This window comes from Kocuria marina (assembly GCA_014652975.1).
GTDB lineage: Bacteria > Actinomycetota > Actinomycetes > Actinomycetales > Micrococcaceae > Kocuria > Kocuria marina.
Window position 1 is genome coordinate 737,570 of record BMZV01000001.1, and the last position, 22,239, is coordinate 759,808.

General features: G+C 69.8%; 23 protein-coding genes and 1 riboswitch. Of the genes, 9 read left to right on the forward strand and 14 right to left on the reverse strand.

The window, feature by feature from the left end:
• Window positions 1–66: 66 nt before the first annotated feature.
• Genes IE157_RS03455 through IE157_RS03470 form a run of 4 tightly spaced genes read right to left on the reverse strand, consistent with a single transcriptional unit; the run spans window position 67 to window position 2,623 of the window.
• The gene (locus tag IE157_RS03455; RefSeq protein WP_193519098.1) at window positions 67–759 is read right to left on the reverse strand and encodes a TrmH family RNA methyltransferase; all 693 of its coding nucleotides are present in this window, start codon (window positions 757–759) and stop codon (window positions 67–69) included.
• Window positions 752–1,333: an orotate phosphoribosyltransferase gene (gene pyrE, locus IE157_RS03460; protein WP_193519099.1), complete on the reverse strand. Its 582-nt coding sequence runs from the start codon at window positions 1,331–1,333 to the stop codon at window positions 752–754. Before pyrE ends, IE157_RS03455 begins: the two co-directional genes overlap by 8 nt.
• A gap of 30 nt (window positions 1,334–1,363) precedes the next feature.
• On the reverse strand, window positions 1,364–1,987 hold the full coding sequence (locus tag IE157_RS03465; RefSeq protein WP_064846473.1) for a thymidine kinase: 624 nt from the start codon (window positions 1,985–1,987) through the stop codon (window positions 1,364–1,366).
• 6 nt (window positions 1,988–1,993) lie between these two features.
• The gene (locus IE157_RS03470) at window positions 1,994–2,623 is read right to left on the reverse strand and encodes an amidinotransferase domain-containing protein (RefSeq protein WP_318281286.1); all 630 of its coding nucleotides are present in this window, start codon (window positions 2,621–2,623) and stop codon (window positions 1,994–1,996) included.
• Window positions 2,624–3,065: 442 nt separating this feature from the next.
• Between IE157_RS03470 and IE157_RS03475 the strand changes: the two genes are divergently transcribed.
• Window positions 3,066–3,986: an NADP-dependent oxidoreductase gene (locus IE157_RS03475; RefSeq protein ID WP_193519334.1), complete on the forward strand. Its 921-nt coding sequence runs from the start codon at window positions 3,066–3,068 to the stop codon at window positions 3,984–3,986.
• 206 nt (window positions 3,987–4,192) lie between these two features.
• Here IE157_RS03475 and IE157_RS03480 read toward each other — a convergent pair whose 3' ends face one another.
• Window positions 4,193–4,951, reverse strand: coding sequence for an SDR family NAD(P)-dependent oxidoreductase (locus tag IE157_RS03480; protein ID WP_193519100.1), 759 nt, complete (start codon window positions 4,949–4,951; stop codon window positions 4,193–4,195).
• Window positions 4,952–5,229: 278 nt separating this feature from the next.
• Between IE157_RS03480 and IE157_RS03485 the strand changes: the two genes are divergently transcribed.
• Entirely contained in the window at window positions 5,230–7,143 is a 1,914-nt protein-coding gene (locus IE157_RS03485; protein ID WP_193519101.1) for an AMP-binding protein, read from the forward strand.
• 76 nt (window positions 7,144–7,219) lie between these two features.
• Here IE157_RS03485 and IE157_RS03490 read toward each other — a convergent pair whose 3' ends face one another.
• Window positions 7,220–7,366 carry a hypothetical protein gene (locus IE157_RS03490; RefSeq protein ID WP_193519102.1) on the reverse strand — a complete coding sequence of 49 codons (147 nt, stop codon included), beginning with the start codon at window positions 7,364–7,366 and terminating at the stop codon, window positions 7,220–7,222.
• 226 nt (window positions 7,367–7,592) lie between these two features.
• On the opposite strand from IE157_RS03490, the gene IE157_RS03495 reads away from it, so the two are divergent.
• Window positions 7,593–8,672 carry a permease gene (locus IE157_RS03495; protein ID WP_318281287.1) on the forward strand — a complete coding sequence of 360 codons (1,080 nt, stop codon included), beginning with the start codon at window positions 7,593–7,595 and terminating at the stop codon, window positions 8,670–8,672.
• 147 nt (window positions 8,673–8,819) lie between these two features.
• On the opposite strand, the gene IE157_RS03500 is transcribed toward IE157_RS03495, so the two are convergent.
• Window positions 8,820–9,452 carry a hypothetical protein gene (locus tag IE157_RS03500; RefSeq protein ID WP_064846469.1) on the reverse strand — a complete coding sequence of 211 codons (633 nt, stop codon included), beginning with the start codon at window positions 9,450–9,452 and terminating at the stop codon, window positions 8,820–8,822.
• A 9-nt stretch (window positions 9,453–9,461) separates the two neighbouring features.
• Window positions 9,462–9,755: a putative quinol monooxygenase gene (locus IE157_RS03505; RefSeq protein ID WP_064846468.1), complete on the reverse strand. Its 294-nt coding sequence runs from the start codon at window positions 9,753–9,755 to the stop codon at window positions 9,462–9,464.
• 460 nt (window positions 9,756–10,215) lie between these two features.
• Between IE157_RS03505 and IE157_RS03510 the strand changes: the two genes are divergently transcribed.
• Together IE157_RS03510 and IE157_RS03515 are read left to right on the forward strand one after the other, a co-directional pair.
• The gene (locus IE157_RS03510; RefSeq protein ID WP_064846467.1) at window positions 10,216–10,449 is read left to right on the forward strand and encodes a hypothetical protein; all 234 of its coding nucleotides are present in this window, start codon (window positions 10,216–10,218) and stop codon (window positions 10,447–10,449) included.
• A 103-nt stretch (window positions 10,450–10,552) separates the two neighbouring features.
• Window positions 10,553–10,978 carry a hypothetical protein gene (locus IE157_RS03515; protein ID WP_318281288.1) on the forward strand — a complete coding sequence of 142 codons (426 nt, stop codon included), beginning with the start codon at window positions 10,553–10,555 and terminating at the stop codon, window positions 10,976–10,978.
• 11 nt (window positions 10,979–10,989) lie between these two features.
• On the opposite strand, the gene IE157_RS03520 is transcribed toward IE157_RS03515, so the two are convergent.
• The 4 genes from IE157_RS03520 to IE157_RS03535 all read right to left on the reverse strand — a co-directional run bounded on the left by IE157_RS03520 (window position 10,990) and on the right by IE157_RS03535 (window position 14,822).
• Window positions 10,990–12,726 carry an ABC transporter permease gene (locus IE157_RS03520; RefSeq protein WP_193519103.1) on the reverse strand — a complete coding sequence of 579 codons (1,737 nt, stop codon included), beginning with the start codon at window positions 12,724–12,726 and terminating at the stop codon, window positions 10,990–10,992.
• Window positions 12,723–13,493: a molybdate ABC transporter substrate-binding protein gene (modA, locus tag IE157_RS03525; protein WP_193519104.1), complete on the reverse strand. Its 771-nt coding sequence runs from the start codon at window positions 13,491–13,493 to the stop codon at window positions 12,723–12,725. Before modA ends, IE157_RS03520 begins: the two co-directional genes overlap by 4 nt.
• 20 nt (window positions 13,494–13,513) lie before the next feature.
• Entirely contained in the window at window positions 13,514–13,915 is a 402-nt protein-coding gene (locus IE157_RS03530; protein ID WP_193519105.1) for a TOBE domain-containing protein, read from the reverse strand.
• A gap of 124 nt (window positions 13,916–14,039) precedes the next feature.
• Window positions 14,040–14,822, reverse strand: a complete 783-nt coding sequence (locus tag IE157_RS03535; protein WP_098053563.1) for an enoyl-CoA hydratase — start codon at window positions 14,820–14,822, stop codon at window positions 14,040–14,042.
• Window positions 14,823–14,973: 151 nt separating this feature from the next.
• On the opposite strand from IE157_RS03535, the gene nadE reads away from it, so the two are divergent.
• The gene (gene nadE, locus IE157_RS03540) at window positions 14,974–15,801 is read left to right on the forward strand and encodes an ammonia-dependent NAD(+) synthetase (RefSeq protein ID WP_193519106.1); all 828 of its coding nucleotides are present in this window, start codon (window positions 14,974–14,976) and stop codon (window positions 15,799–15,801) included.
• Window positions 15,802–16,020: 219 nt separating this feature from the next.
• Here the strand turns inward: nadE and nhaA are convergent, their stop codons facing one another.
• A complete protein-coding gene (nhaA, locus tag IE157_RS03545) occupies window positions 16,021–17,412 on the reverse strand; it encodes a Na+/H+ antiporter NhaA (RefSeq protein WP_193519107.1) in 1,392 nt (463 codons plus the stop codon).
• Between the two features lie 207 nt (window positions 17,413–17,619).
• Here nhaA and IE157_RS03550 point away from each other — a divergent pair, with 207 nt between their 5' ends.
• The 3 genes from IE157_RS03550 (at window position 17,620) to IE157_RS03560 (ending at window position 20,729) form a co-directional block, all read left to right on the forward strand.
• Window positions 17,620–17,841, forward strand: coding sequence for a hypothetical protein (locus IE157_RS03550; protein ID WP_193519108.1), 222 nt, complete (start codon window positions 17,620–17,622; stop codon window positions 17,839–17,841).
• Window positions 17,842–18,358: 517 nt separating this feature from the next.
• A riboswitch (TPP riboswitch) is annotated at window positions 18,359–18,487 on the forward strand.
• Window positions 18,488–18,532: 45 nt separating this feature from the next.
• The gene (locus IE157_RS03555) at window positions 18,533–19,297 is read left to right on the forward strand and encodes a 3-oxoacyl-ACP reductase (RefSeq protein ID WP_193519109.1); all 765 of its coding nucleotides are present in this window, start codon (window positions 18,533–18,535) and stop codon (window positions 19,295–19,297) included.
• 1 nt (window position 19,298) lies between these two features.
• Complete coding sequence (locus tag IE157_RS03560; RefSeq protein WP_193519110.1) at window positions 19,299–20,729, forward strand: LLM class flavin-dependent oxidoreductase; 1,431 nt, start codon at window positions 19,299–19,301, stop codon at window positions 20,727–20,729.
• A gap of 108 nt (window positions 20,730–20,837) precedes the next feature.
• Here the strand turns inward: IE157_RS03560 and IE157_RS03565 are convergent, their stop codons facing one another.
• Complete coding sequence (locus IE157_RS03565; RefSeq protein ID WP_193519111.1) at window positions 20,838–22,097, reverse strand: phospholipase D-like domain-containing protein; 1,260 nt, start codon at window positions 22,095–22,097, stop codon at window positions 20,838–20,840.
• Window positions 22,098–22,239: the final 142 nt, after the last annotated feature.

Genomic DNA, 22,239 nt, shown 5'->3' on the forward strand with positions numbered 1-22,239 from the left:
CATGTGATTCAATTCACATGACCCTACGGTAACTTCTGCCTCCTGGCTATGGTCGGCCGGCCTTTTTCACGCTCCCGCGCCCTTCGTGACCTCGGACGAGGGCGCAGGACGCTGCTCGAACACGTGGCGGCGGATCCATGCATGCATGGTCACGGCGGCGGCCGCTCCGGCGTTGATGGAGCGGGTGGAGCCGAACTGCTCGATGGCCAGCACCGCGTCCGCCTCCGCGACGAGCTCCTCGGAGACCCCCGGGCCCTCCTGACCGAACACCAGGACGCAGCGTTCGGGCAGCTCGAACGTCTCGAGCAGCTGGGAACCGGGGACGTTGTCGATCGCGAGCACCGCGAGTCCCTCGCCGCGTGCCCAGGCCGTGAACTCCGCGACACTCGCGTGGTGGCGCACGTGCTGGTAGCGGTCCGTGACCATGGCTCCGCGGCGGTTCCAGCGGCGTCGCCCGATGATGTGCACCTCACGAGCCAGGAACGCGTTGGCGGTGCGCACCACGGAGCCGATGTTGAAGTCGTGCTCCCAGTTCTCCACCGCCACGTGGAAGGCGTGGCGCCTGGAGTCCAGGTCCGCGATGATCGCGTCCATGCGCCAGTAGCGGTACTGGTCCGCAACGTTGCGGCGGTCGCCCTCGCGCAGCAGCTCGGGGTCCCAGCGCTCGCCGGCGGGCCACTCGCCCTGCCAGGGGCCCACGCCGACGACGCGGGGCGCAGCGTCGTCCTGCCGAGACCCGGACGCGTCCGGCTCAGTCAAGCCCGAGCTCGTCCTTGGAGTAGGCGTACAGGCACGGGACGCCCGCGGTCTCCTCGATGCGCTCCTTGGCGCCGGTGCGGCGGTCCACGATCACGGCAACGGCCACGACGTTCGCGCCCGCCTTCTGCAGCGCCTCCACGGCGGTCAGGGCGGAACCGCCGGTGGTGGAGGTGTCCTCCACGACCACCACGTTGCGGCCCACCACGCTGGGGCCCTCCACCTGACGCCCCATGCCGTAGGACTTCTGAGCCTTGCGCACCACAAAGGTGTCGACGGCGCGGCCCTGGTCCCCGGCCGTGCGCATGATCGCGTGGCCCACCGGGTCCGCGCCCATGGTGAGCCCACCGGCGGCGTCGAACGCGATCCCGGCCTCGTCCAGCAGACCGAGCATGACCTGACCCACGTACCGGGAAGCCTCGTGGTGCAGGGTCACGCGGCGCAGGTCCACGTAGTAGTCCGCTTCGATGCCGCTGGCCAGCGTGACCTTGCCCCGCACCACGGCGAGGCCCTTGATCAGTTCGCGCAGGCGCTCACGGGCGGTGGCCAGGTCCACGGGAGAGAAGTCGGTGCTCATACGGGCAGTTTACGTGTCGGGGCTAACCCCTCAGCCCAGCCTGCCGCCGGATTCTCGCAGGTAGCACGCCGCGCACAGGGACTCGTAGGTGACGGCCACGCCGTCGATGGCCACCTGGTCCCCCTCGAACACGAAGTCGTCGCCCACCCTCCGCGTGTTGAACAGGGCCTTGCGTCCGCAGCGGCAGATGGTCTTGAGCTCCTCCAGGGTGTGGGCGAGCTCCATGAGCCGCTCGGAGCCGGGGAAGGAACGGGTACGGAAGTCGGTGCGGATGCCGTAGGCCATCACGGGCACGTCCAGCAGCACGGCGATCCGTAGCAGGTCGTCCACCTGCCCGGTCTCCAGGAACTGCGCCTCGTCCACCAGCAGGCACGCCACGGGCTGGGCGTCCACATGCTCGAGCAGGGCCTCCGGGTCATCGCCGGTGGAGTGGCGCTTGAACAGGCCCATGGCGCTCTCGCCGGGCTGGATCAGGAAGTCCACCGTGCGGGTGACACCCAGCCGGGAGAGGATCTGGTCCTCGCCCTTGGTGTCCACGTGGGGTTTGGCGAGCAGCACGCGCTGCCCGCGCTCCTCGTAGTTGTAGGCGGCCTGGAGCAGCGCCGTGGATTTCCCGGAGTTCATCGCGCCGTAGCGGAAGTAGAGCTTGGCCACGGTCGGTCAGTCTATCGCCGCCCGCAGCCACGCCTTCGACGGGCGCGGCCAGCGCTGCACGCGGCCGTCCTCGGGGGTCGCCTCGACCGCGTACTCGATCTCACCCGAGGCCGGGCCTGCGGCAAGTGGGCCGTGTACTCGCCGTTCAGTGCGGTCTCCCGCATGGGCGTGCGGGAGCTTCTCGAACGGCAGACCCAGCGTCCGGGCGAGCGCGGGCTGGGCACGCTGGTCCACGGGCTCGGACTCGAGCGCGGCGAGGGGCTCGCGGCCTGCAGTCTCCAGGGGCGCGCCCGGCTCGTGGGCAGTGAACGGCGTGGCGTAAACGTACCGCGGGCCCACGCACCACAGCTGACCATGCTCGTCCATCACGGGGTGCGGGCCCCAGTCGCGCACCCACACGGCGTCGTCGCCCTGCGGCGCATGGACGAACGTGACCCGGTCCGGGGAGACGCCCTGGGACGCGAACCACGCGGCGGCGTCGGTCTCCGAGGCGGCGCCCGTGACGAGGACCCACAGGTGTGCGTCCAGCGCGGGGTCCCGCAACAGGGCACCCAGCAACGCCGCGGGCCAGGTGACGAAGGCCCCGAGCGCGGGCTCCCACTCGGCGACAAGTCGTTTCTTCCCAGGGTCCACCATTCCACGCCCAGGGGGTGCTGCGGCTCACCCTGCGGAGCGGGTCAGGCCGCGCACCCCTGGTCCCTGGCCTCAGCGCTCCTGCACGCGCCCGGTAGAGGCACGACGACGCCGCCCCACGGCCATAGGCCATAGGCCATAGGACCAGGAAGACGGCCACACCGCGCGAGTTGGCCCAGGCCACCCACGTGAGGCCGCCGTAGGCGCCGTGCAGCGCGGCGACGACGATCGCCTCGACCACCATGACCCCCGGCGGGGCGAGACGGCCTGCATCAGGTAGCCGCGGTCCTGATCTCCTCGGTGGAGGACTGGACGCCATGGCGCACGTGCTGCGGCGGGGGTTGAGGGTGGCCGCCGGCACCCAGGGGCCGGTCCGGAATGACAGACCTTGCTGCGGCATGGAATAAGGTCCCCGCCCGGGGCTGTTGAGACAGACATGACCACAATGAAGGCGCAGACATATCAGCAGTACGGCGACACCTCCGTACTGGAGCTCACCGACCAGCCCATGCCCAAGGTGGGCCCCGGTGAGGTCCTGGTGAAGGTGAAGGCCGCGGGCATCAACCCGGTGGACTGGAAGGTCATGTCGGGCGGGCTGGATCCCATGATGACCGTCCAGTTCCCGGCGGCCCCCGGCTGGGACGTCGCGGGCGTCGTCGTGGGCAAGGGCTTCGACACCCCCAGCGTCTCCGAGGGCGATGAGGTGATCGCCTACGCCCGCAAGGACTGGATCCACGGCGGCACGTTTGCCCAGTACGTCTCCGTCCCCGTGCGCGCACTCGCCCCCAAGCCGAAGAGTCTTTCCTGGGAACAGGCCGGAGGGCTGCCGCTCGCGGGACTCACCGCGTACCAGGTGCTCACCCGACTGGGTCTCGCGGAGGGCAAGACCGTGCTGATCCACGCGGCCTCCGGTGGTGTGGGGAGCATGGGCGTGCAGATCGCCAAGGCGTTCGGCGCGCGGGTGATCGGCACCGCATCGACCAAGAACCACGACTACGTGCGTGAGCTCGGCGCGGAGCCCGTGGAGTACGGGGACGGTCTCGTGGAGCGCGTCAAGGAGCTTGCCCCGAACGGTGTGGACATCGTCGTGGACTTCGTGGGCGGCGTGGTGGAGGACTCCGTCGCCGTGCTCGCGGACGGCGGCCAGCACGCCTCCATCGCGGACCCCGAGGTGGAGGAGCACGGCGGGAGCTACATGTGGGTCTCTCCGGACGCAGAGCAGCTCACCGAGCTCGGTCGCCTGGCCGACGACGGGAAGCTCACCGTCCGCGTGGACCGCACCTTCCCGCTCTCACAGCTGCCGGACGCATTCACCGCCAGCCAGGAGGGCCACGCCGTGGGCAAGATCGTGCTCACGGTCGACTGATCCGCGGAACGCCCCGGGGGCGTCTCGACCTCAGCGGGGCGACTCCCGGGGCCTTTCGCGCAGGCCGGGGCCACGGAGCTCTGACCACATCACGACGATGCCTCGTCACGGGTGGACCGTGACGAGGCATCGTCATGTGCGGGGCCGTGCGGTGTCGTCGCCCGTGGCTGCGTGGCCGGGACGGGACAGGCGCGCGGCAGCGAGGATCAGCGCGGCGCCATGCGCAGTGCGCCGTCCATGCGGATGGTCTCCCCGTTGAGGTACTCGTGCTCCACGATCATCCCCGCGAGCTGGGCGTACTCGTCCGGGCGGGCCAGGCGGCGCGGGAAGGGGACGGACTCCGCCAGGGCGCTGCGGAACTCCTCGCTCACCCGGCCGAGCATGGGGGTGTCCACGATCCCGGGGGCGATCGTCATCACGCGCACCCCGCGGGAGGACAGGTCACGCGCCGCGGCGATCGTCATCGAATGCACACCGCCCTTGGACGCGGCGTACGCGGCCTGGCCGATCTGTCCCTCGAAGGCAGCCACGGAGGCGGTGTTGATGATGACGCCGCGTTGACCGGCCTCGTCCACGGGGTCCTGCGCGGTCATGACCTCCGCGGCGAGCGCGAGGACCGTGAACGTGCCCACCAGGTTGATCCGCACCACGCGCTCGAACAACGCGATGTCGTGTACGCCGTTCTTGCCCACCACGCGCGCGGAGGTCCCGATGCCCGCGCAGTTGACCACGGTGCGCAGCGGCGCCACGTCCGCGGCGGTGGCCACGGCGACCCGCACCTGCTCCTCGTCGGTGACGTCCGCGGACACGTACTGCACGCCATCGACCGGCGTGGCGGCGTGCACGACCTGCGGCAGATCCAGGCCGATCACGCGCGCCCCACGCGCCACGAGTTCCGCGGCCGTGGCCGCCCCCAGCCCGGAGGCCGCCCCCGTGACGACCGCCGTCGAGTCCCTGATGTCCATGTCCGCTCCGTTCCCCGCCTCGTGGGCGGTCCAGCACGCTGTTGATGACGCCGTTCGTCGCTTTCTCCGCCCGATCGTACGGCTCCGGTGCGCGCAGGTCGACGGGCCCCATGAGCCGGCAAGCCCCGGTCAGCGCGCGACCAGCGACGACGCCCCGGTGCGGTGCAGTAAATTTGAGGAACCAGCCACCCCCGGTTCGAGGCGCGAGCACCACCGGCGCGCCGGGCCGCCCTCCCGTGGACGGGCCGGGGATCCGCACACGTCGCAGCGAGGATCCCATGAGCGAGACCACCGCCTCAGAACACTCCGTCACGCAGCGGTTGCGCGCCGCACGGGACCAGCTGCTGCGCCTACGCACCGACCTGGACGCCGCACACCGCGAGTTCGAGTGGCCCCGGTTCGAGTATTTCAACTTCGCCCTGGACTGGTTCGACGTCCTGGGCAACGGCGAGGAAGCGGACCGCGAGGCCCTCGTGATCGTGGAGGAGGACGGCACCGAGACCCGCCGCACGTACGCGCAGCTGTCCCGGCGCTCGTCGCAGCTGGCCACGTGGTTGCGCTCGCGGGGCGTGCGCCGCGGTGACCGGGTCATCCTCATGCTCGGCAACCAGGTGGAGTTGTGGGAAACCATGCTTGCGTGCACCAAACTGGGCGCACCCATGATCCCCACGACCGTGATGCTCGGGCCCGCCGATCTGCAGGACCGCGTGGAGCGCGGCCGGGCGGCCTGGGTGGTCACGTCCCACACGAACGCCCTGAAGTTCGAGGACGTCCCCGGGGACTTCACGATCATCGAGGTTCCCGATCAGCCCGATCACCGTCCCCGTTCTGCACCGTCGGTCTTCGCATCCTCCGCTGGGCACGACGACGCCGCGCCGTCGCCCGCTGCTGCCGGCGACGACGCTGCGGGAGCGCCGGAAACCGGGACTGCGGCGTCGTCGGGCGAGGGTGAAGAACCGAGCCCGCGGAAGATCGGGCAGCACCCCGTGATCGACTACCGGGACTCCTTCGCGGGTCCCGAGGAGTTCGAGGTGACCGAGCCCTCGCCCGCGGATGACCCGCTGCTGTTGTACTTCACCTCCGGGACCACGTCCCTGCCGAAACTCGTGGAGCACACCAACGTCACGTACCCCGTGGGGCATTTGTCCACGATGTACTGGATCGGGCTGGAACCCGGGGACGTGCACCTGAACGTGGCGTCGCCGGGGTGGGGCAAGCACGCGTGGTCCAACTTCTACGCACCGTTCATCGCGGGTGCCACCGTGTTCCTCTACAACTACTCGCGCTTCGACGCCGTGGCACTCATGGACCAGATGGACCGCGAGGGCGTGACGTCCTTCTGCGCACCGCCCACCGTGTGGCGCATGCTCATCCAGTCGGACCTGACCCATCTGAAGAACCCGCCGCGCAAGACGGTGTCCGCGGGTGAACCACTGAATCCGGAGATCATCGCGCGGGTCAAGGCCGCGTGGGGCACCGAGATCCGTGACGGGTACGGTCAGACCGAGTCCTCACTGCAGATCGCCAACACCCCCGGGATGCCCGTGAAACCCGGGGCCATGGGCCGTGCGCTCCCCGGGTACGAGACCGTGCTGATCGACACCACGACCGGTGAGGTGAGCGAGACCGAGGGCGAACTGTGCTTGCGTCTGGACCCGCGTCCCGTGAGCCTGACATCCGGCTACCACGGGGACGCCGCGAAGACCGATGAGGCGTTCCGGGACGGCGTCTACCACACCGGGGACGTGGTCTCGCGGGACGAGAACGGGGTCTTCACCTACGTGGGCCGCGCGGACGACGTCTTCAAAGCCTCCGACTACCGGCTCTCTCCCTTCGAGCTGGAATCCGTGGTGATCGAACACCCCGCGGTCGTGGAGGTGGCAGTGGTGCCTTCGCCGGATCCCATCCGCCTGGCCGTTCCCAAGGCGTACGTGGTGCTCGCCGCGGGTCACGAACCCACCGCCGAGACCGCGGAGAGCATCCTGCATCACTGCCGCGTGAACCTCGCGCCGTACAAGCGAATCCGGCGCCTCGAGTTCTTCGACCTGCCCAAGACCATCTCCGGCAAGATCCGCCGGGTGGAACTGCGCACCCGGGAAGCCCAGCTGCACCCGGGCGGCCCGGAGGGCGGGACCACCGGGGAGCACACCGAGTTCTCGGACTCTGACTTCCCCTCGCTGCGCGGGAAGTAGGGGTCCGGGCAGTTCACCCACCTCGCGTGGCACCCGACAGACCACGCGGCAGGATAGCGCCGCAGCGGCGTCGTCCTTACGTGGCGATCCGCGCTATCGCAGCGAACGCCACCCTCCCGGGCACGTGCAGGGTATCTTCGGCCAGCACACCGCAGGAATAGGCGTTGTTGTCCGCGACGTGGGCGGGCAGTGCGGCGGGCACGATTCCCTGACCACGGGTCACGGGAACTCCTGGAGGTGACGACTGTTGATCCACCAGCCAGCCTTCCAAAGCGCTGTGACGGGTGCAACAGAGGGGTCCAGCGCGTCACTCCCACGTCACGGCGTGATGTCGGGGTCGCGCGTTCCCGGGCCTGTGCTCCGAAGCTCCGGCGCGGACGTAAGCTTGCCGGGCGTCGTCGTCCCCGGATGACGGCGCTCTGGAACCTCCTTGCTGCGAAAGGCCCGCCGTGAGCATCACAGTCACTCCCGTGGAGACCACCGACCGTTCACGCGCCCGCGTCCTGGGGTGGGTGGGACTGGGCATCACCCTGGCGATCCTCGTGGGCGGGCTGTTGTGGGCCAAGTGGCTCCCCTACGAGGCCAAGACCCAGACGCTCGCCGAAACCGGGGTGTGGAACGGTGCGGCGATCTTCGGCTCCGCGGGCGAACCGGGGTCCGCGCCGTCGTTGCGGGGTGCGATCGACTTCACCGTGGTCTACCTGAAGGCCGTATGGAAGGCCGCTCTCGTTGCCCTGCTCGTGGCCGCGGCCCTCGAATCCCTGGTCCCCCGGCGCTGGTTGCTGCGGGTGCTCAGCCGCAAGACCTCGTGGGGTCAGGGGATCTCCGGGGCGCTGCTGGCACTGCCCAGCATGATGTGCACGTGCTGCACCGCGCCGGTGGCCATCGGACTGCGCCGCAGCGGTGCGCCCGCGGGGGCCACCATGGCGTACTGGCTCGCAAACCCCTTGCTCAACCCGGCGGTGCTGGTGTTCCTGGCGCTGACCATGTCCTGGCCCTTCGTGACCACGCGCGTGGCCGTGGGCATCCCGGTGGTGTTGATCGCCGCAGTGCTCGTGAGCCGCACGTTCTCGACCGTCACGGTGCAGACCCCCGAGGCCCTCCCCGCCGATCCGCAGCACTGGGGTGAGCTGGTCACCCGGTTCGGGCGAGCACTGGGCCGGTACCTGGTGGTGATCGTCCCGGAGTACGTGATCCTGGTGCTGCTGGTGGGGTTGTTCGCCGGATGGCTCTCGGACTTCACGGGTCTCGCGGACCACGCCGGGCTCTTCTCGCTGCTCATCGTGGGCCTGATCGGGGCGGCCCTGGTAATCCCCACCGGCGGCGAGATCCCGGTGATCGTGGGGCTCACCGCGGCGGGCGCAAGTTACGGGGTGGCCGGGGTCCTGCTCATCACCCTGCCGGCCCTGAGCATCCCCTCGATCATCATGGTCGCCCGGCATTTCGGGACCAAACAGACGCTGCTGGTCACCGGGTGGGTCGTGATCGGCGGGTTGGTGGCCGCAGCGCTGCTCACCGCGCTGGTCTGAGCCGGCGGGTCAGGGCCGGTTGGTCCGGGCAACAAACCAGGTACTCGAGTCGCCCGCATAGCGGTCGGCGCCCCGGCCGCCCGTACATGGGCCGACGGCACGATGACCCCTGGCGCGGCGACGGCACCGGGCCGCGCGGCGTCGTCGTCAACCGGCGATCAGTGCGTAGATCCCGCCCAGGACGACGATCCCGAAACCGAAGCCCGCGAACAACTGGGCCCACGTATGGGCGCGCAGGACGCGGCGGCTCACGCACACCGCCACCGCGACGGGCAGGAACAGCAGACCCCACGGCCCCACCGCGACGGGCAGGATCACCGCAGTGCCGCCCATCATCATCCCGTGCACGGAAATCTTCCAGAACGGGCTCACGAGCGCGACCATTGCGCTCGCCGCGAGCGTGGCCATGAGCAGTCCGGTGACCTCCACGGGTCCGTGGAACGCGAGGTTGACCGCCAGGAACACGGCCACCAGCGCGAAGGTCCCCAGCATCACGGGTCGGCGGTGCTCCTTGACGCTCACGTGGTGGTCGGTGAGCACACCCCGGCGCGCCAGCACCGTGACCGTGGCGAGTGAGACCCCGCAGACCGCCAGCGCCGCCATCACGCCCCACAGCAGTGCCCCGAGGCTCCTGTGCACGGTCCACGGCAGGACCACCAGCAGCGCGGCCAGCACGAGCGGCGCCTGGAAGACCTCGCTGAGGACAAGGGCCCATGCGGGCCCTCGTTCAGCCGGGGCAGGATCCGGGCGCGGCGACGTTGTCCCCTCGTAGTTGGTCACGTGTGGCGGTCAGAAGTCGAGCGTCTCGTAGGTCTTGTGCGCGCGCTCCGCCAGGGCGGGGATCGCCTGGCGTGTTCCCCACTGGTCGAAGTGCTCGGAGCTCACATGGGCCGTGAACGCATCCTCGTCCGTGTACACCTCGAAGATGCGGAACACGGCAGGCTCCTCCGGGCTCTGGTACGCCTGGTAGTAGAGGTTCCCGGGCTCCTGGCGAGCGGCCGGGGAGAGGTGGGAGAGCGCGTCACGCACGGTGTCCTCCTCTCCGGGCTTTGCAGTCCAGGTGGCGCTGCAGACGAAGGCCATGGGTTGTCCTCTCTCGATGTTGACGCCGGACGGTCACCGGCCCGACTCATGCTACCGACCCGAGCTGGCGCGGTTCAGCGGGGAGGCATGCGCTGCCGTGCACCGTGGCCCCGGCAAGATGTCCCCACCACGCGCTGTCCGTCCACACGAGAGCACCGGCCATGGCAGAACCACCCGTCGTTCGCATGTTCAACGAGTACACCTTCAGCTGGCCGTTCTGGGGAGAGAACGGTCTCCCGGACCAGGAGGACTTCCCCCTCCCGCTGAAACTCACCAGGGACGTCCTGGTCTGGACTCGGAACTTCGACCACGAGAGGGGCTGGTCAACGGCAGAGCAGCGGGAGGCCAGCCGCCGTGAGGGCGAACGACTCGCAGGGAGGGTGCAGGATTCGGTGGGCCCAGGGGTCACCATCGACCTGGACAGGTGGGAGGCACATGTCCACAAACCACGCCTGCCTCGGTGGCTGCGGTGCTCACCGGTCTCACGCCGGCGAGCTCGTGTGAGGCGCTCGTGCTGGGCCGCCGCTACGCGGAGCTGCCGAACCCCAGCCGACACGTGGGCGTGATGCTCGACGCCGCTGCGCAGCACCCCGGACGCACCGGCCGCGAGGTGCTGCAGCTCTCCGCCACCATCACGGATGCGGGCAGGGCGCGGGTGGGCGAGATGCTGGACCTCGACGCCGTGTGCCCCTGACCCTGCCGCGCGGCGAGCTGCGCAAGCAGGTGGACACCCGCGCCGGGCGCGGTCTGCTGATCGCCATCGGCGTGCTGACCGCTCTGGCCCTGGGCTTGTTCATGTGGGTCGCACGCAACGACGGCGCACCCTTGTCGGCGGCCCTGGCCGTGACCACGACCCCCAGGGTCTGCTGCTGCCCGTGCTCGGGATCATCACGGCATGCAATGAGTGGAGCCAGCGCACCGCGCTCATCCCCTTCACGCAGGAACCCCGCAGGCTGCGCGTGGTCCTCGCCAAACTGCTCTCGGCGGCGGCGCTGGGCACCATCGCGGTGGCTCTCGCCTGGGTCATGGCCCTCGGGGCCTTCCTGATCCTCGCCGCGCTGACCGGCCAGTCCCTGAATCCCGATCCGGACTGGGGACAGCTCGCGGGCGGGTGGCTCACCCAGCTGATCGCCGTGCTCCAGGGCGTGGCGTTCGGTCTCGCCCTGCTGTCCGTCCCGTTGGTGATCGGGATCTGGCGTGTGCTCATGCGCGAGGTGAAGTAGGCGCGCCGCGCTCAGTCGGCGGTCGTGCGCGGTGCCGGATCCCGGTTGCCGGCCCGCTCCAGCCGCACCACATGGTCCGCGAGTTCGGCCACGTCCTGCGGGTCGTGCGTCACGATCATTGCGGTGCGCCCGGCGAGCACCCGCTGGAGCACCTTCCTCATCCGAGGCCGCGCGGTCACGTCCAGGGCGCTCAGGGGCTCGTCCAGCAGGATCACGCGCGGCTCTGCGGCCAGCACCCGCGCGATCGCCACGCGCTGGGCCTGCCCGCCGGACAGCTCGTCCGGCATGCGCTGGGCGAACGCCCGCGCGTCCACCTCGCGCAGCCACGCCAGGGCACGACGCCGAGCCATCGCCTTCCCCGCGCCACTCGCCCGGGGGCCGAAGGCCACGTTGTCGAGCACGTTGAGATGGGGGAACAGCAACGGTTCCTGGGCCATCAGGGCCACACCCCTGCGATGCGCCGGGACCCACATGTCCTGGGCCGTCCCACCGGCGCGCAGCACGGATTCGTCCCCCACCCTGATCTCACCGTGGTCGGGGGCCAGCAGGCCCGCGATCACGTCGAACACGGTGGACTTCCCCGCGCCATTGGGCCCGATCAGGGCCGCGGTGGTTCCCGGCTCCACCGTGAACTCGGCGGCCACACGGCGGCGGTCGTGTTCAACACGGACCATCAGTCCGGGCGCCTCCCCCGCTGCGTGGGGCGTGCTCCCCCCTAGGGCCGACGCGCCCCCGGGTGCAACCGCGGATGCGGCTGCGGTCCTGACCACGGCGCCGTTCCGCCCGGCCCCGGCGTCCGCCGTCCCAGACCCGGCCGCGGGTCGGTCACCGACCGCATGGGCAGTGCGGCTGTCCTTCGAGGACTGCGTCGAGCCGCCGGACCGGGGCCGTGATCCCTCCGGATCGGGACCCCACTGCGGACCCGGCGCGAACCACCGGGTGAGGTTGGCGCGGAAGCCGGCGCCGCGGCGTCGTCGGGAGGGAGCACTGACCCCCACGACGAGCAGAGCAACGAGCACGAGCAGCAGGGAGAGGGCCACGGCGGCGTCGGGATCGGTCTCGCGCTGCAGGTAGATCTCGAGCGGGAGCGTGCGGGTCACGCCCTGCAGGCTGCCCGCGAATGTGAGGGTGGCGCCGAACTCGCCGAGGCAGCGCGCGAAGGACAGCGCGGTCCCGGAGAGCACCGCGGGCAGCACCAGGGGCAGCGTGACCCGGAACAGGGTGCGCGTGGGGGATGCACCAAGGCCCGCCGCGACCCGTTCGTAGCGAACGCCCGCGGTGCGCAGCGTGCCCTCCAGGGAGACCACCAGGAACGGCAGGGCCACGAACGTCTGGGCGAGCACGACGGCCGCGGTGGTGAACGCGATGTCCACGCCCGCCGAAGACAGGGGGCCGCCCAGGAAACCCATGCGTCCGAAGGTGTACAGCAGCGCGATACCGCCCACCACGGGTGGCAGCACGAGCGGCAGCAGCACCAGCGAGCGCAGGAGCGTGAGGCCGCGCACGGTGGAACGGGCCAGGACCAGGGCGAGCGGGCACCCCAGCACCAGGCACAGCGCCGTGGACGCGACCGCGGTGCGAAGGCTCAACCACAGCGCGGCGAGCGAGGACTCGCTCGTGAGCAACTCCCCCAGGTGCACCCAGTCGATGCGCAGCACCATGCCGAGCAAGGGCAACAGGATGACCAGCGCCCCCGCCACCGCCGGGACCAGGACCCACCGGGGGGTCGTGACGAACCCGCGCGTCACGGTGCGCCGAAGCCCGCGTCCTCCAGGACCTTCCGGCCCTCGTCACCCTGGACGAGGTCCACGAACTGCCGGGCGAGCTCCGGCTCCGCGGAATCCTTGAGGGCGACCACGGGGTAGTTGTTGACCGCCTGATCCGTGCGCGGGATCTCGACGGTCGTGACCCTGTCCTTCGCGGACTTGGCATCCGTGACGTACACGATCCCGGCGTCCGCCTGCCCGGAGGTCACCTTGCCGAGCACGTCTGTGACCGCGTTCTCCTGGCTCACGGGGTGGAGCGCGACACCGTTGGCCTTCTCGATCTCCTGCGTGGCCGCACCGCACGGTACCTCCGGGGCGCACGTGACCAGCTTGACGTCCCGGTCCACCACGTCCCGGAAGGAGGTGATGTCCGCGGGGTTGTCCTTGGGTACCGCGAGGGTGAGCACATTGGACGCGAACACGCTCGGCTCCCCCGCGGCCAGGCCCGCGTCCGTGAGCTTCTTCATGTTCTTCTGGTCAGCGGAGGCGAAGACGTCCGCGGGGGCGCCCTCGGTCAGCTGTTGCACGAGCCCGGACGAGCCTCCGTAGTTCATGCTGACCTTCACCCCCGGGTGCGCCGCCTCGAACGTGCGCGCGAGCTCGTCGAAGGAATGGGTCAGCGAGGCCGCCGCGGACACCCGCAGGGTCGTCTCCTGATCGGACGACGACGCCGCGTCCCCTCCCCCGTCCGACGCTCCCGCGCACCCGGAGAGCGCCACCGCGCTCACCGCGCAAGCCAGGGCGCGCATGCGTGTCGCCGCGCGCCCCATCACTTGTGCCCCTCGGTCTCGACGATGACCGCGGTGGACTTCACCACGGCCGTGGCCACGGACCCCGGTTCCAGCCCCAGGTCACGCACCGCTTCCGTGCTCATGAGCGAGACGATCCGGTGCGGGCCGCACTGCAGCTCCACCTGGGACATCACGGGATCGGAGGTCACGGCGGTTACGAGTCCCACGAGGCGGTTGCGCGCCGAACTGTTCACCCCGGCGGGATCCTGAGGGCTCACGGCGTTGTCGCGCGAGTATGCCGCGAGTTCGGCGCCGTCCACCACGGCGTACCCCGCGGAATCCTTGTGCCCGGTGAGCGCGCCCTGCTCGATCCACCGCCGGACGGTGTCGTCGCTGACGCCCACGAAGGTCGCGGCCTGGGAGATACGGAGGTGGGTCATGGGAGCAGTTTATCCGCATCTGCGGAACTACGGCCCTGTTTGAACCGCACTTGCGTGGTGTTGACCTGACATGCGACGACGCCGCGCGGACCGGGCCGCGCGGCGTCGTCGTCCCCTACAGGGCTCATTCGTGGGAGAACCGCGCCTTACGCTTCTCCGCGAACGCCGACATGCCCTCCTTCTGGTCCGCGGTGGAGAACAGCCCGTGGAAGACCCGCCGCTCGTGCTGGACGCCGGCCCACAACCCGGACTCGTACGCGGCATTGACGGTCTCGACCGCGTGCTGGGCCGCGGGCTTGGACATCTCCGCGATCTTTCCGGCGACCTCCAGGGCGGTGTCCATGAGCTCGTCCGCTGCGACCACGCGGGAGACCAGACCGGAACGCTCGGCTTCCTCGGCGCGCATCTGCCGTCCGGTGAGGATCATGTCCATGGCCTTGGCCTTACCCACGGCGCGGGTGAGGCGCTGGGTGCCGCCCATCCCGGGGATCACACCCAGGGCGATCTCGGGCTGACCGAACACTGCAGTGTCCGCGGCGAGGATCAGATCGCACATCATCGCGAGCTCGCACCCACCGCCGAGCGCGTAACCGGCCACCGCGGCGATCTTGGGGGTGCGCAGCCGGGCGAAAGCGTCCCACCCCGCGAAGAAGTCCTCGTGGTACATATCGGACGCGGACTTGCCGGACATCTCCTTGATGTCAGCACCGGCCGCGAAGGCCTTCTCCGAACCTGCGAGGATCAGCGCGCCGATCCCCGAGTCACGGTCCAGCTCGGTCGCGGCGGCCACCACGTCCCGCATGGTCTGTTCGTTCAGCGCGTTCAGTGCCTTGGGGCGGTTCAGGGTGATGACACCCACGCGTCCCTCGCGGCGGACTTCAATGGTCTCGTAGGAGTTCTCGTTCATGTGATCAGCATCTCATAGGTCCCCCGGGGGGGGCGGGTCCGAGCGTGGGGGCCCAGCACCGGGGCCCAGCGCCGGCCTCCGTCCTCCGGGCCACGGGACGGGCCGGCGGTAGGCCCCTGTCCCCACGGGAACCGGCCACTAGCATGGACGCATGCGTGAATTGCAAGCACAGATCATTGCCGAGCTCGGCGTCTCTCCGCAGATCGATCCGGAGCGGGAGGCCCAACGCCGCGTCGACTTCCTGAGCGACTACCTCAGGGCCACGCACACCGCGGGGTTCGTCCTGGGGATCAGCGGCGGCGTGGACTCCACCCTGGCCGGGCGCCTGGCCCAGCTCGCGGTCGAGAAACTGCGCGAGGACGAGATCAAGGCCGAGTTCGTGGCCATGCGACTGCCTCACGGGATCCAGCACGACGAGGCCGACGCCCAGGCGGCGCTCGAATTCATTCAACCGGACCGGGTCATCACGTACGACGTCGCGCCGGCCGTCCGCGGTTTCGAGTCCGCCTACGGTGCCGCGACCGGTGAGCAGCTCACCGATTTCACCCGCGGTAACACCAAGGCCCGCGTGCGTATGACGGCGCAGTACGCGGTGGGCGGGGACCACAACCTGCTGGTGATCGGCACGGATCACGCGGCGGAATCGGTCACCGGGTTCTTCACCAAGTTCGGCGACGGCGGCGCGGACGTCCTGCCCCTGGGCGGGCTGAACAAACGGCAGAACCGCCAGGTGCTCGCGTACCTGGGGGCCTCCGAGCAACTCGTAGGCAAGGCCCCCACCGCGGACCTCCTGGACGAGAACCCCGGGCGCACGGACGAGGACGAGCTGGGCCTGCGCTACGACGACATCGACGACTTCCTCGAGGGCAAGGACGTCCCCGAGGAGATCGCGGAGAAGCTGGAGCAGACCTTCCTGCGCACCCGCCACAAGCGCACCGTGCCAGTGACCCCGGCGGATGCGTGGTGGCGGGAGGGTTGAACCCGCTCCCGTTCAGCGCCGACGCCGCCGAGCGGGTTGTGCCCGGCGGCGTCACTCACTGGGGCCCCGGTGATGCGGGCCCTCAGCGCGTCGTGGAGTGCCATGGCACGGCCCCGTTCCACGCGATCCGACCTCGCGACTGACACAGTTTCGGCCCCGGGAAGCGCCCGGCACATGCCCTCCGCAACGACCACCGCAGGGGACGGAAGCCCCCGGTCCCTACGCCTCTGCGGCGTCGTTCCCGAACACCCGGGGTGACGCGCTGCGGTAGCGGCGGTTGCGGACCGCCAGCACACCGCCGGCCAGCACGGCCGCCAGGACCGAGGCGGTCAGCACGGCCACTTTGGCCTGGTCCCCTGCGGCTGCGGACGGGTCGAAGCTGAGCTCCGCGATCAGCAGGGACACCGTGAACCCGATCCCGGCCAGCAGCGCGATCCCCACCAGGTCGATCCACCGGTAGGACGGGTCCAGCTTCCGCCCGGTGAGCAAGGTGGTGAGCCACGTGGCGGTAATGATGCCCAGAGGCTTGCCCAGGACGAGGCCCGCGATGGCGCCGAGCGTGACGGGGGCGGCGAGCGCCGTCGTCAATCCGTCCCAGCCGCCCACCGCGACGCCCGCGGAGAAGAACGCGAAGACCGGCACCGCGAACCCGGCGGACAGGGGCCGGACGCGGTGCTCCAGGTGCTCGGCGAGCTCCACGGGCTCCCCGGAGGCCTTCCCCGCGAGGACGGGGACGGCGAAACCGAGCAGCACGCCGGCAACCGTGGCGTGGATCCCGGCCTCGTGGACCAGGGCCCACGTGATCACGGCCAGCGGCACCAGGATCACCCACGCGGCCCACGTGCGGTGCGCGAAGAAGCGGGGGAAGCGGTGTGCGAGCAGCCCGAACACGGCCAGCGGGACGAGCGCGAGCAGCAGCGGGAGCATGTGCACCTCATCCGTGTAGAAGATCGCGATGATGGTGATGGCCAGCAGGTCGTCCACCACCGCGAGCGTCAGCAGAAACAGGCGGAGCGCGCTGGGCAGGTGCGAGCCCACGATCGCGAGGACGGCCACCGCGAACGCGATGTCCGTGGCGGTGGGGATCGCCCAGCCGCCCAGGGTCTCGGGGCTGCCGAGGTTAACGCTCGCGTAGATCAGAGCCGGGAGGACGACGCCGCCCACCGCCGCCGCAATCGGCACCGCTGCCTTGCCGAGGTCCCGCAGATCACCCGCGACGAACTCGCGCTTGAGCTCCAGGCCCACGAGGAAGAAGAAGATCGCGAGCAGTCCGTCCGCGGCCCAGGCGCCGAGGCTGAGGTTCAGGTGCCACGGCTCGTAGCCGACCTCGAGGTCCCGCAGCGCGAAGTAGCTCTCCGCGGAGGGCGAGTTTGCCCAGACGATGGCGATGACGGCGGCGACCACCAGGAGGATGCCGGCCACGGTCTCGCGGCGCAGGACGTCCTGGAGGCGGGAGAGGACACCGCCCGAGGGGTGGTCGGGCTCGCACGGGAGCTCAGGATGGTTGAAGAAACCGGGCTCCGAGACGAAGCCGGAGGACTCTTCCCGCTCCACGGGCTCCGGCAATCCGGGCTCACGGTGGGCAGGGGTGGTCGTGTGGTGCAGGGGCATGGACTTCTCCAATGTCGACGGGCATCACGCTCATTACCGCCGACCAGACTTCCCGGCACACCAGCCAGCAAGGGTAGCAGGGCGCTTTTGCGCGGCGCACGCGGGGCGGCTTTCAAGAAGGTGGTCCCGCAGCAACCCACTCGGCTTCTCTGTCGCTGCGACCCGGGACACGAGACGATCTGGCAGTGACCTGCCTACGGTGGGGGCATGCTGAAACGGAATTCGGTGGGCTTGCTGATCCTGGGGTCCGCGATGGTGGCCCTCTTCGTGATCACCTTCATTGGAGCGCGGGAATCATGGCTGCTCATGACCCTGGAACTGCTTTTCGCCGTCATCTTTCTCACCAAGGCGGTGCAAGAACGGCGTGCAGAAGTCGCGGCACAGCGCCGTCGAGCGGCGCGCCGCCCCGCGAGCAACGGCCTGTCTTGACCGAGCTGCCACCGGCGGGACCGGTTATCCCGGACTGCGGTGCGGCTGTGGCTTGGAAACACGAGCCAACATCAGGCTGATTCCCCACAGGAACAGGACCAGCAGCGGTACGAGAGTCATCATGGACGGCTCGTCCACGACTGTCACGCCGCCCACGTTCTCCCAGGTGCATGTGTGGCCCAGTGGCACCCAGCTCCACCCCGGCTCACCGTAGATCGAGCTTCCGTCGCCCAGTTCGCAGGACAGGGATCCGGAGTACACGAGTCGCTCCGCCACAAGCCCTCCGATCCAGGCGAGTACCGCTGCGAGCCACAGCACCCATCCGACGTTCCTTGCCCGCGAAGCGGCTGTTGGGTGTGACATTCACCCGTCTCCGTTCTGGCTGCCGTGCCCTTCCGCCGAGCGCACTGCCGGTTATTTGGTCTCGCCACTTTCCTATCAGGGTTCCCTGCGACCCCATCCTTCTCGGTCAATCCGCTCACTTGATCCTCGCCAAACCTCCTTGACTACACTGACCACCAGTGACACGGGGTGCCGCCACCCTCCCCGCCCACCGGGCGGGCAGACAGAGGACCGCAGCGGCTGAGATGACACCCGTCGAACCTGTCCAGTTAGTACTGGCGAAGGGATGTCACGGTGGCACCGCGCAGGTGGCGCACCGCTTTCTTCGCCGTGAGCCACAGGAGTGAGCATGCGGATCGAGAACACCATCGTCCTGGTCACCGGCGGAGCCCGCGGGCTCGGGGAGCACCTCAGCCGGGCGTTCGCGCGGGAGGGCGCGTGCGTCGTCGTGAACTACCACTCCAGCGATGAGCGGGCCCGTGCGCTGGTCAGCGAACTCGGGGAGGACCGGGCACTCGCGGTCCAGGCGGACGTGACCGACGCGCAGCAGGTGCGGGACATGGTCTCCCGGGCCCGGGAACACTTCGGCGCGCCGATCACGGTGGCGGTGAACAACGCCCTGGTGGACTTCAGCTTCAACGGCGATGCCCGCCCCACCCTGGAGCACCTGACCGCCGAGAACCTCACGCAGCAGTTCCAGGGCGCCGTGGTGGGTGCCCTCAACGTGATGCAGGCGGTCACCCCGGGCATGGCGGAGGCCGGTGAGGGGCGCATCATCAACATCGGCACCAACCTCTTCCAGAACCCCGTGGTCCCCTACCACGACTACACCGCCGCGAAGGCCGCCCTGCTCGCCCTCACCCGCACCGCCGCCAAAGACCTCGGCCCGCAGGGCATCACCGTCAACATGATCTCCGGCGGCCTGCTGCGAACCACGGACGCGAGCGCCGCCACCCCGGACGAGGTCTTCGACTTCATTGCCGCCGGCACTCCCCTGGGCCGCGTGACCACCCCCGAGGAGTTCGCGGACACCGCCCTGTTCTTCGCCTCGGACTGGTCCCGCGGGGTCACCGGCCAGAACCTGGTGGTCGACGGCGGGCTGGTGATGGACTGACATGGCCGCCCCCTCTCCGCACGACGACGCCGCCCGGCCCGGCCCCGCGCGAAGGGCACCTGCCGGGGGTGCGGCGTCGGCAACCACCCCCGAAGCTGAGCCGACGCTCGGGACGGCCGCTGCGGCGTCGTCGCCCACGACCGCACCGGCCCGCCGCCTCCACCTCAACGCGTTCCTCTACAGCGCCGGCCACCACCAGGCCGCGTGGCGCGCCCCGAACTCCTCGGTGCACCGCCTCACGGACATCGCCTACTACGAGGAGCTCGCGCGGACTGCCGAACGCGGTCTGTTCGATGCGGTGTTCTTCGCGGACGGGCACAGCGTGGGTGACGTCTCCGGCGGGCCCCGCTGGAGCCTGGAACCCCTGACAGCGCTGTCCGCGATGGCGCGGGCCACCGAGCGCGTCGGCCTGGTGTGCACGGTGTCCACCACGTTCTTCACCCCGTTCCACGCGGCTAGGATGCTCGCGTCCTTGGACCACATCTCGGGCGGGCGGGCGGGGTGGAACGTGGTGACCTCCATGTGGGACTCCGAGGCCCGCAACCACGGCTACCGGGCCATGCCGACCAAGGATGAGCGCTACGAGCGCGCCCGCGAGTTCGTGGAGGTGGCCCGCGCCCTGTGGGCCAGCTGGGACGAGGACGCCGTCACCGCAGACCCGGAGGGCCGGTGGGCTGAGCCCTCCAAGCTGCACCGCCTGCACCACGAGGGCCGCCACTTCCTGGTGGATGGACCCCTCACGGTTCCGCCCTCCCCCCAGGGGGAACCGGTCCTCTTCCAAGCGGGTGCCTCCGGGCCCGGCAAGGCACTCGCGGCCGACTTTGCAGAGGGGATCTACGCCGTGGCCTACGATCTGCCCGCCGCGCAGGAGTACTACGCGGCGGTGAAGGCCGAAGTGGCCCGCGCCGGGCGTGAGCCCGGTTCCGTGATCGTGATGCCCGGTCTGGTCACGTACGTGGGCCGCACGCACGAAGAGGCCCTCGAGAAGCAGGCCCGCGTGGACCGTTTGCTCCCTGTGGAGCAGTCACTCGCACAGCTCTCCACGTTCGTGGAGCAGGACTGCGCGCAGTGGGACCTAGATGCGCCCGTGCCCACGCTGCCGCCCCTGGAGGAGTTCACCGGTCCGCAGGGCCGCTACGGCACCATCCTGCGGATCATCGAGGCCGAGCGCCCCACGGTCCGCCAGTTGCTCGGCCGCCTCGCCGCTGGCGGGGGTCACTGCACGATGGTGGGCACCCCGGAGTCCATCGCGGATCGAATGCAGGAATGGTTCGACAACGGTGGCGCGGACGGCTTCAACCTCATGCCGCCCGTCCAGCCGGACTCCCTGGATGACTTCGTGGACCTCGTGGTCCCCGAACTCCAGCGCCGCGGCCTGTTCCGCACCGCGTACACCGCCACCACGCTGAGGGGTCACCTCACGCGGGGTTGAGGCCCCGCGGCGCAACCCCGCCGCAGGACGACGACGCCGCCCCGCACGGTGGGCGGAGCGGCATCGTCGGTGGCGTCAGCGGCGTCGTCGTCGATCGGGAGGGTCCGGTCAGAGGAACGGGCGCAGCGGTACCAGGATCGTCTCGGCGACCCGGGCCATGGGGTGGCGATCGCGCCATTGGGGCGAGGACAGCTCCTCACAGTGCTCGCTGTCGGCGAGGAAGACCTTATCCATCTCGGCCGCGAAATCCGGGTCCACGATCTCCACGTTGGTCTCGTAGTTGAACGAGAGGGAGAGCCGGTCGATGTTGGCGGTGCCCACGGTGGACCACTCGCCGTCGATCGTGGCGGTCTTGGCGTGGATCATGCAGGCGGCGTACAGCAGGATGGTGACCCCACCCTCCAACAACTGGCCGTAGAACCCGCGGGACACCCAGTCCGCCAGGATGTGGTTGGAGTCCTTGGGGACCATGATCCGCACATCCACCCCGCGAGCGGCCGCGTCCAGGAGGCAGTCCAGGATCTGCTGGTCGGGGATGAAGTAGGGCGTGTTCACCCAGATGTGGTGCTGCGCCCTGTTGATCGCGTTCATGTACATCTCGCGGATGGGGTACACGAGCTGGATGGGCAGGTTCGCGGAGACCCGCACCTCCGGGTCCCAATTCTTGGGCGCCACCCAATCGATGGCGTGTTCCGGGTCCCGGTCCTCGTTCCACACGCTCGCGATGGAGCTGCGTAACCCCCATACCGCAGGCCCGATCTCCCGGATATGTGTGTCCCGCCACTGCCGGGAATAGAGAGAACCGAAGTTGTAGCCCCCCACGAAACCGATGTTGTCGTCCACCACCAGGATCTTGGAATGGTTGAAGCCCGAGAACCGCAGGGGCCCCTTCCAGAACGGGCGGCGCACCACCGTCATCCGGTACACGTGGACCCGGTCCGAGAAGTCGTAGAAGGAGGACGGGATCACGAGGTTCGCGAACCCGTCGTAGATGATGAACACCTCCACGCCCCGATCCGCGGCCCGGTTGAACGCGTCCAGGAAGCGCTGACCCGTCTCGTCGTTCTTCCAGATGAACGTCTCCATGTGGATGGAGTGCTGGGCGTTGTCGATGGCCTCGAGCATGTCCTCGTACACCGACTCACCCGACGTGTAGATGGTGATGTCCGAGTCCTGCACGTGCGCGTTGAACGTCCCGGGGTGCGGGGCGTCACGCTGCTGACGCCCGTGATGCTTCCACCAGTCGAGCCCGGCGAGCGAGGCGATCACCACGGCCTGCGCCCCCAGCAGGGCACCAGCACCCGCACCGGCCGCTTTCAGGAGGATACGGCGTTCTCTGATCTCGGCTAGCGCCCGCCTTGCGTCCATGACCTCACACTACTGCGGCGTCACATGGCGCGTCCCGGATCATGACCGGACCGGCCCTGGGAATTCACACCGCCCGTCCCGCGACCAAGGGCACTGAGGTGTTACACGGCGGGAATCCGCCGAATGGCAATCCACCCCGTCC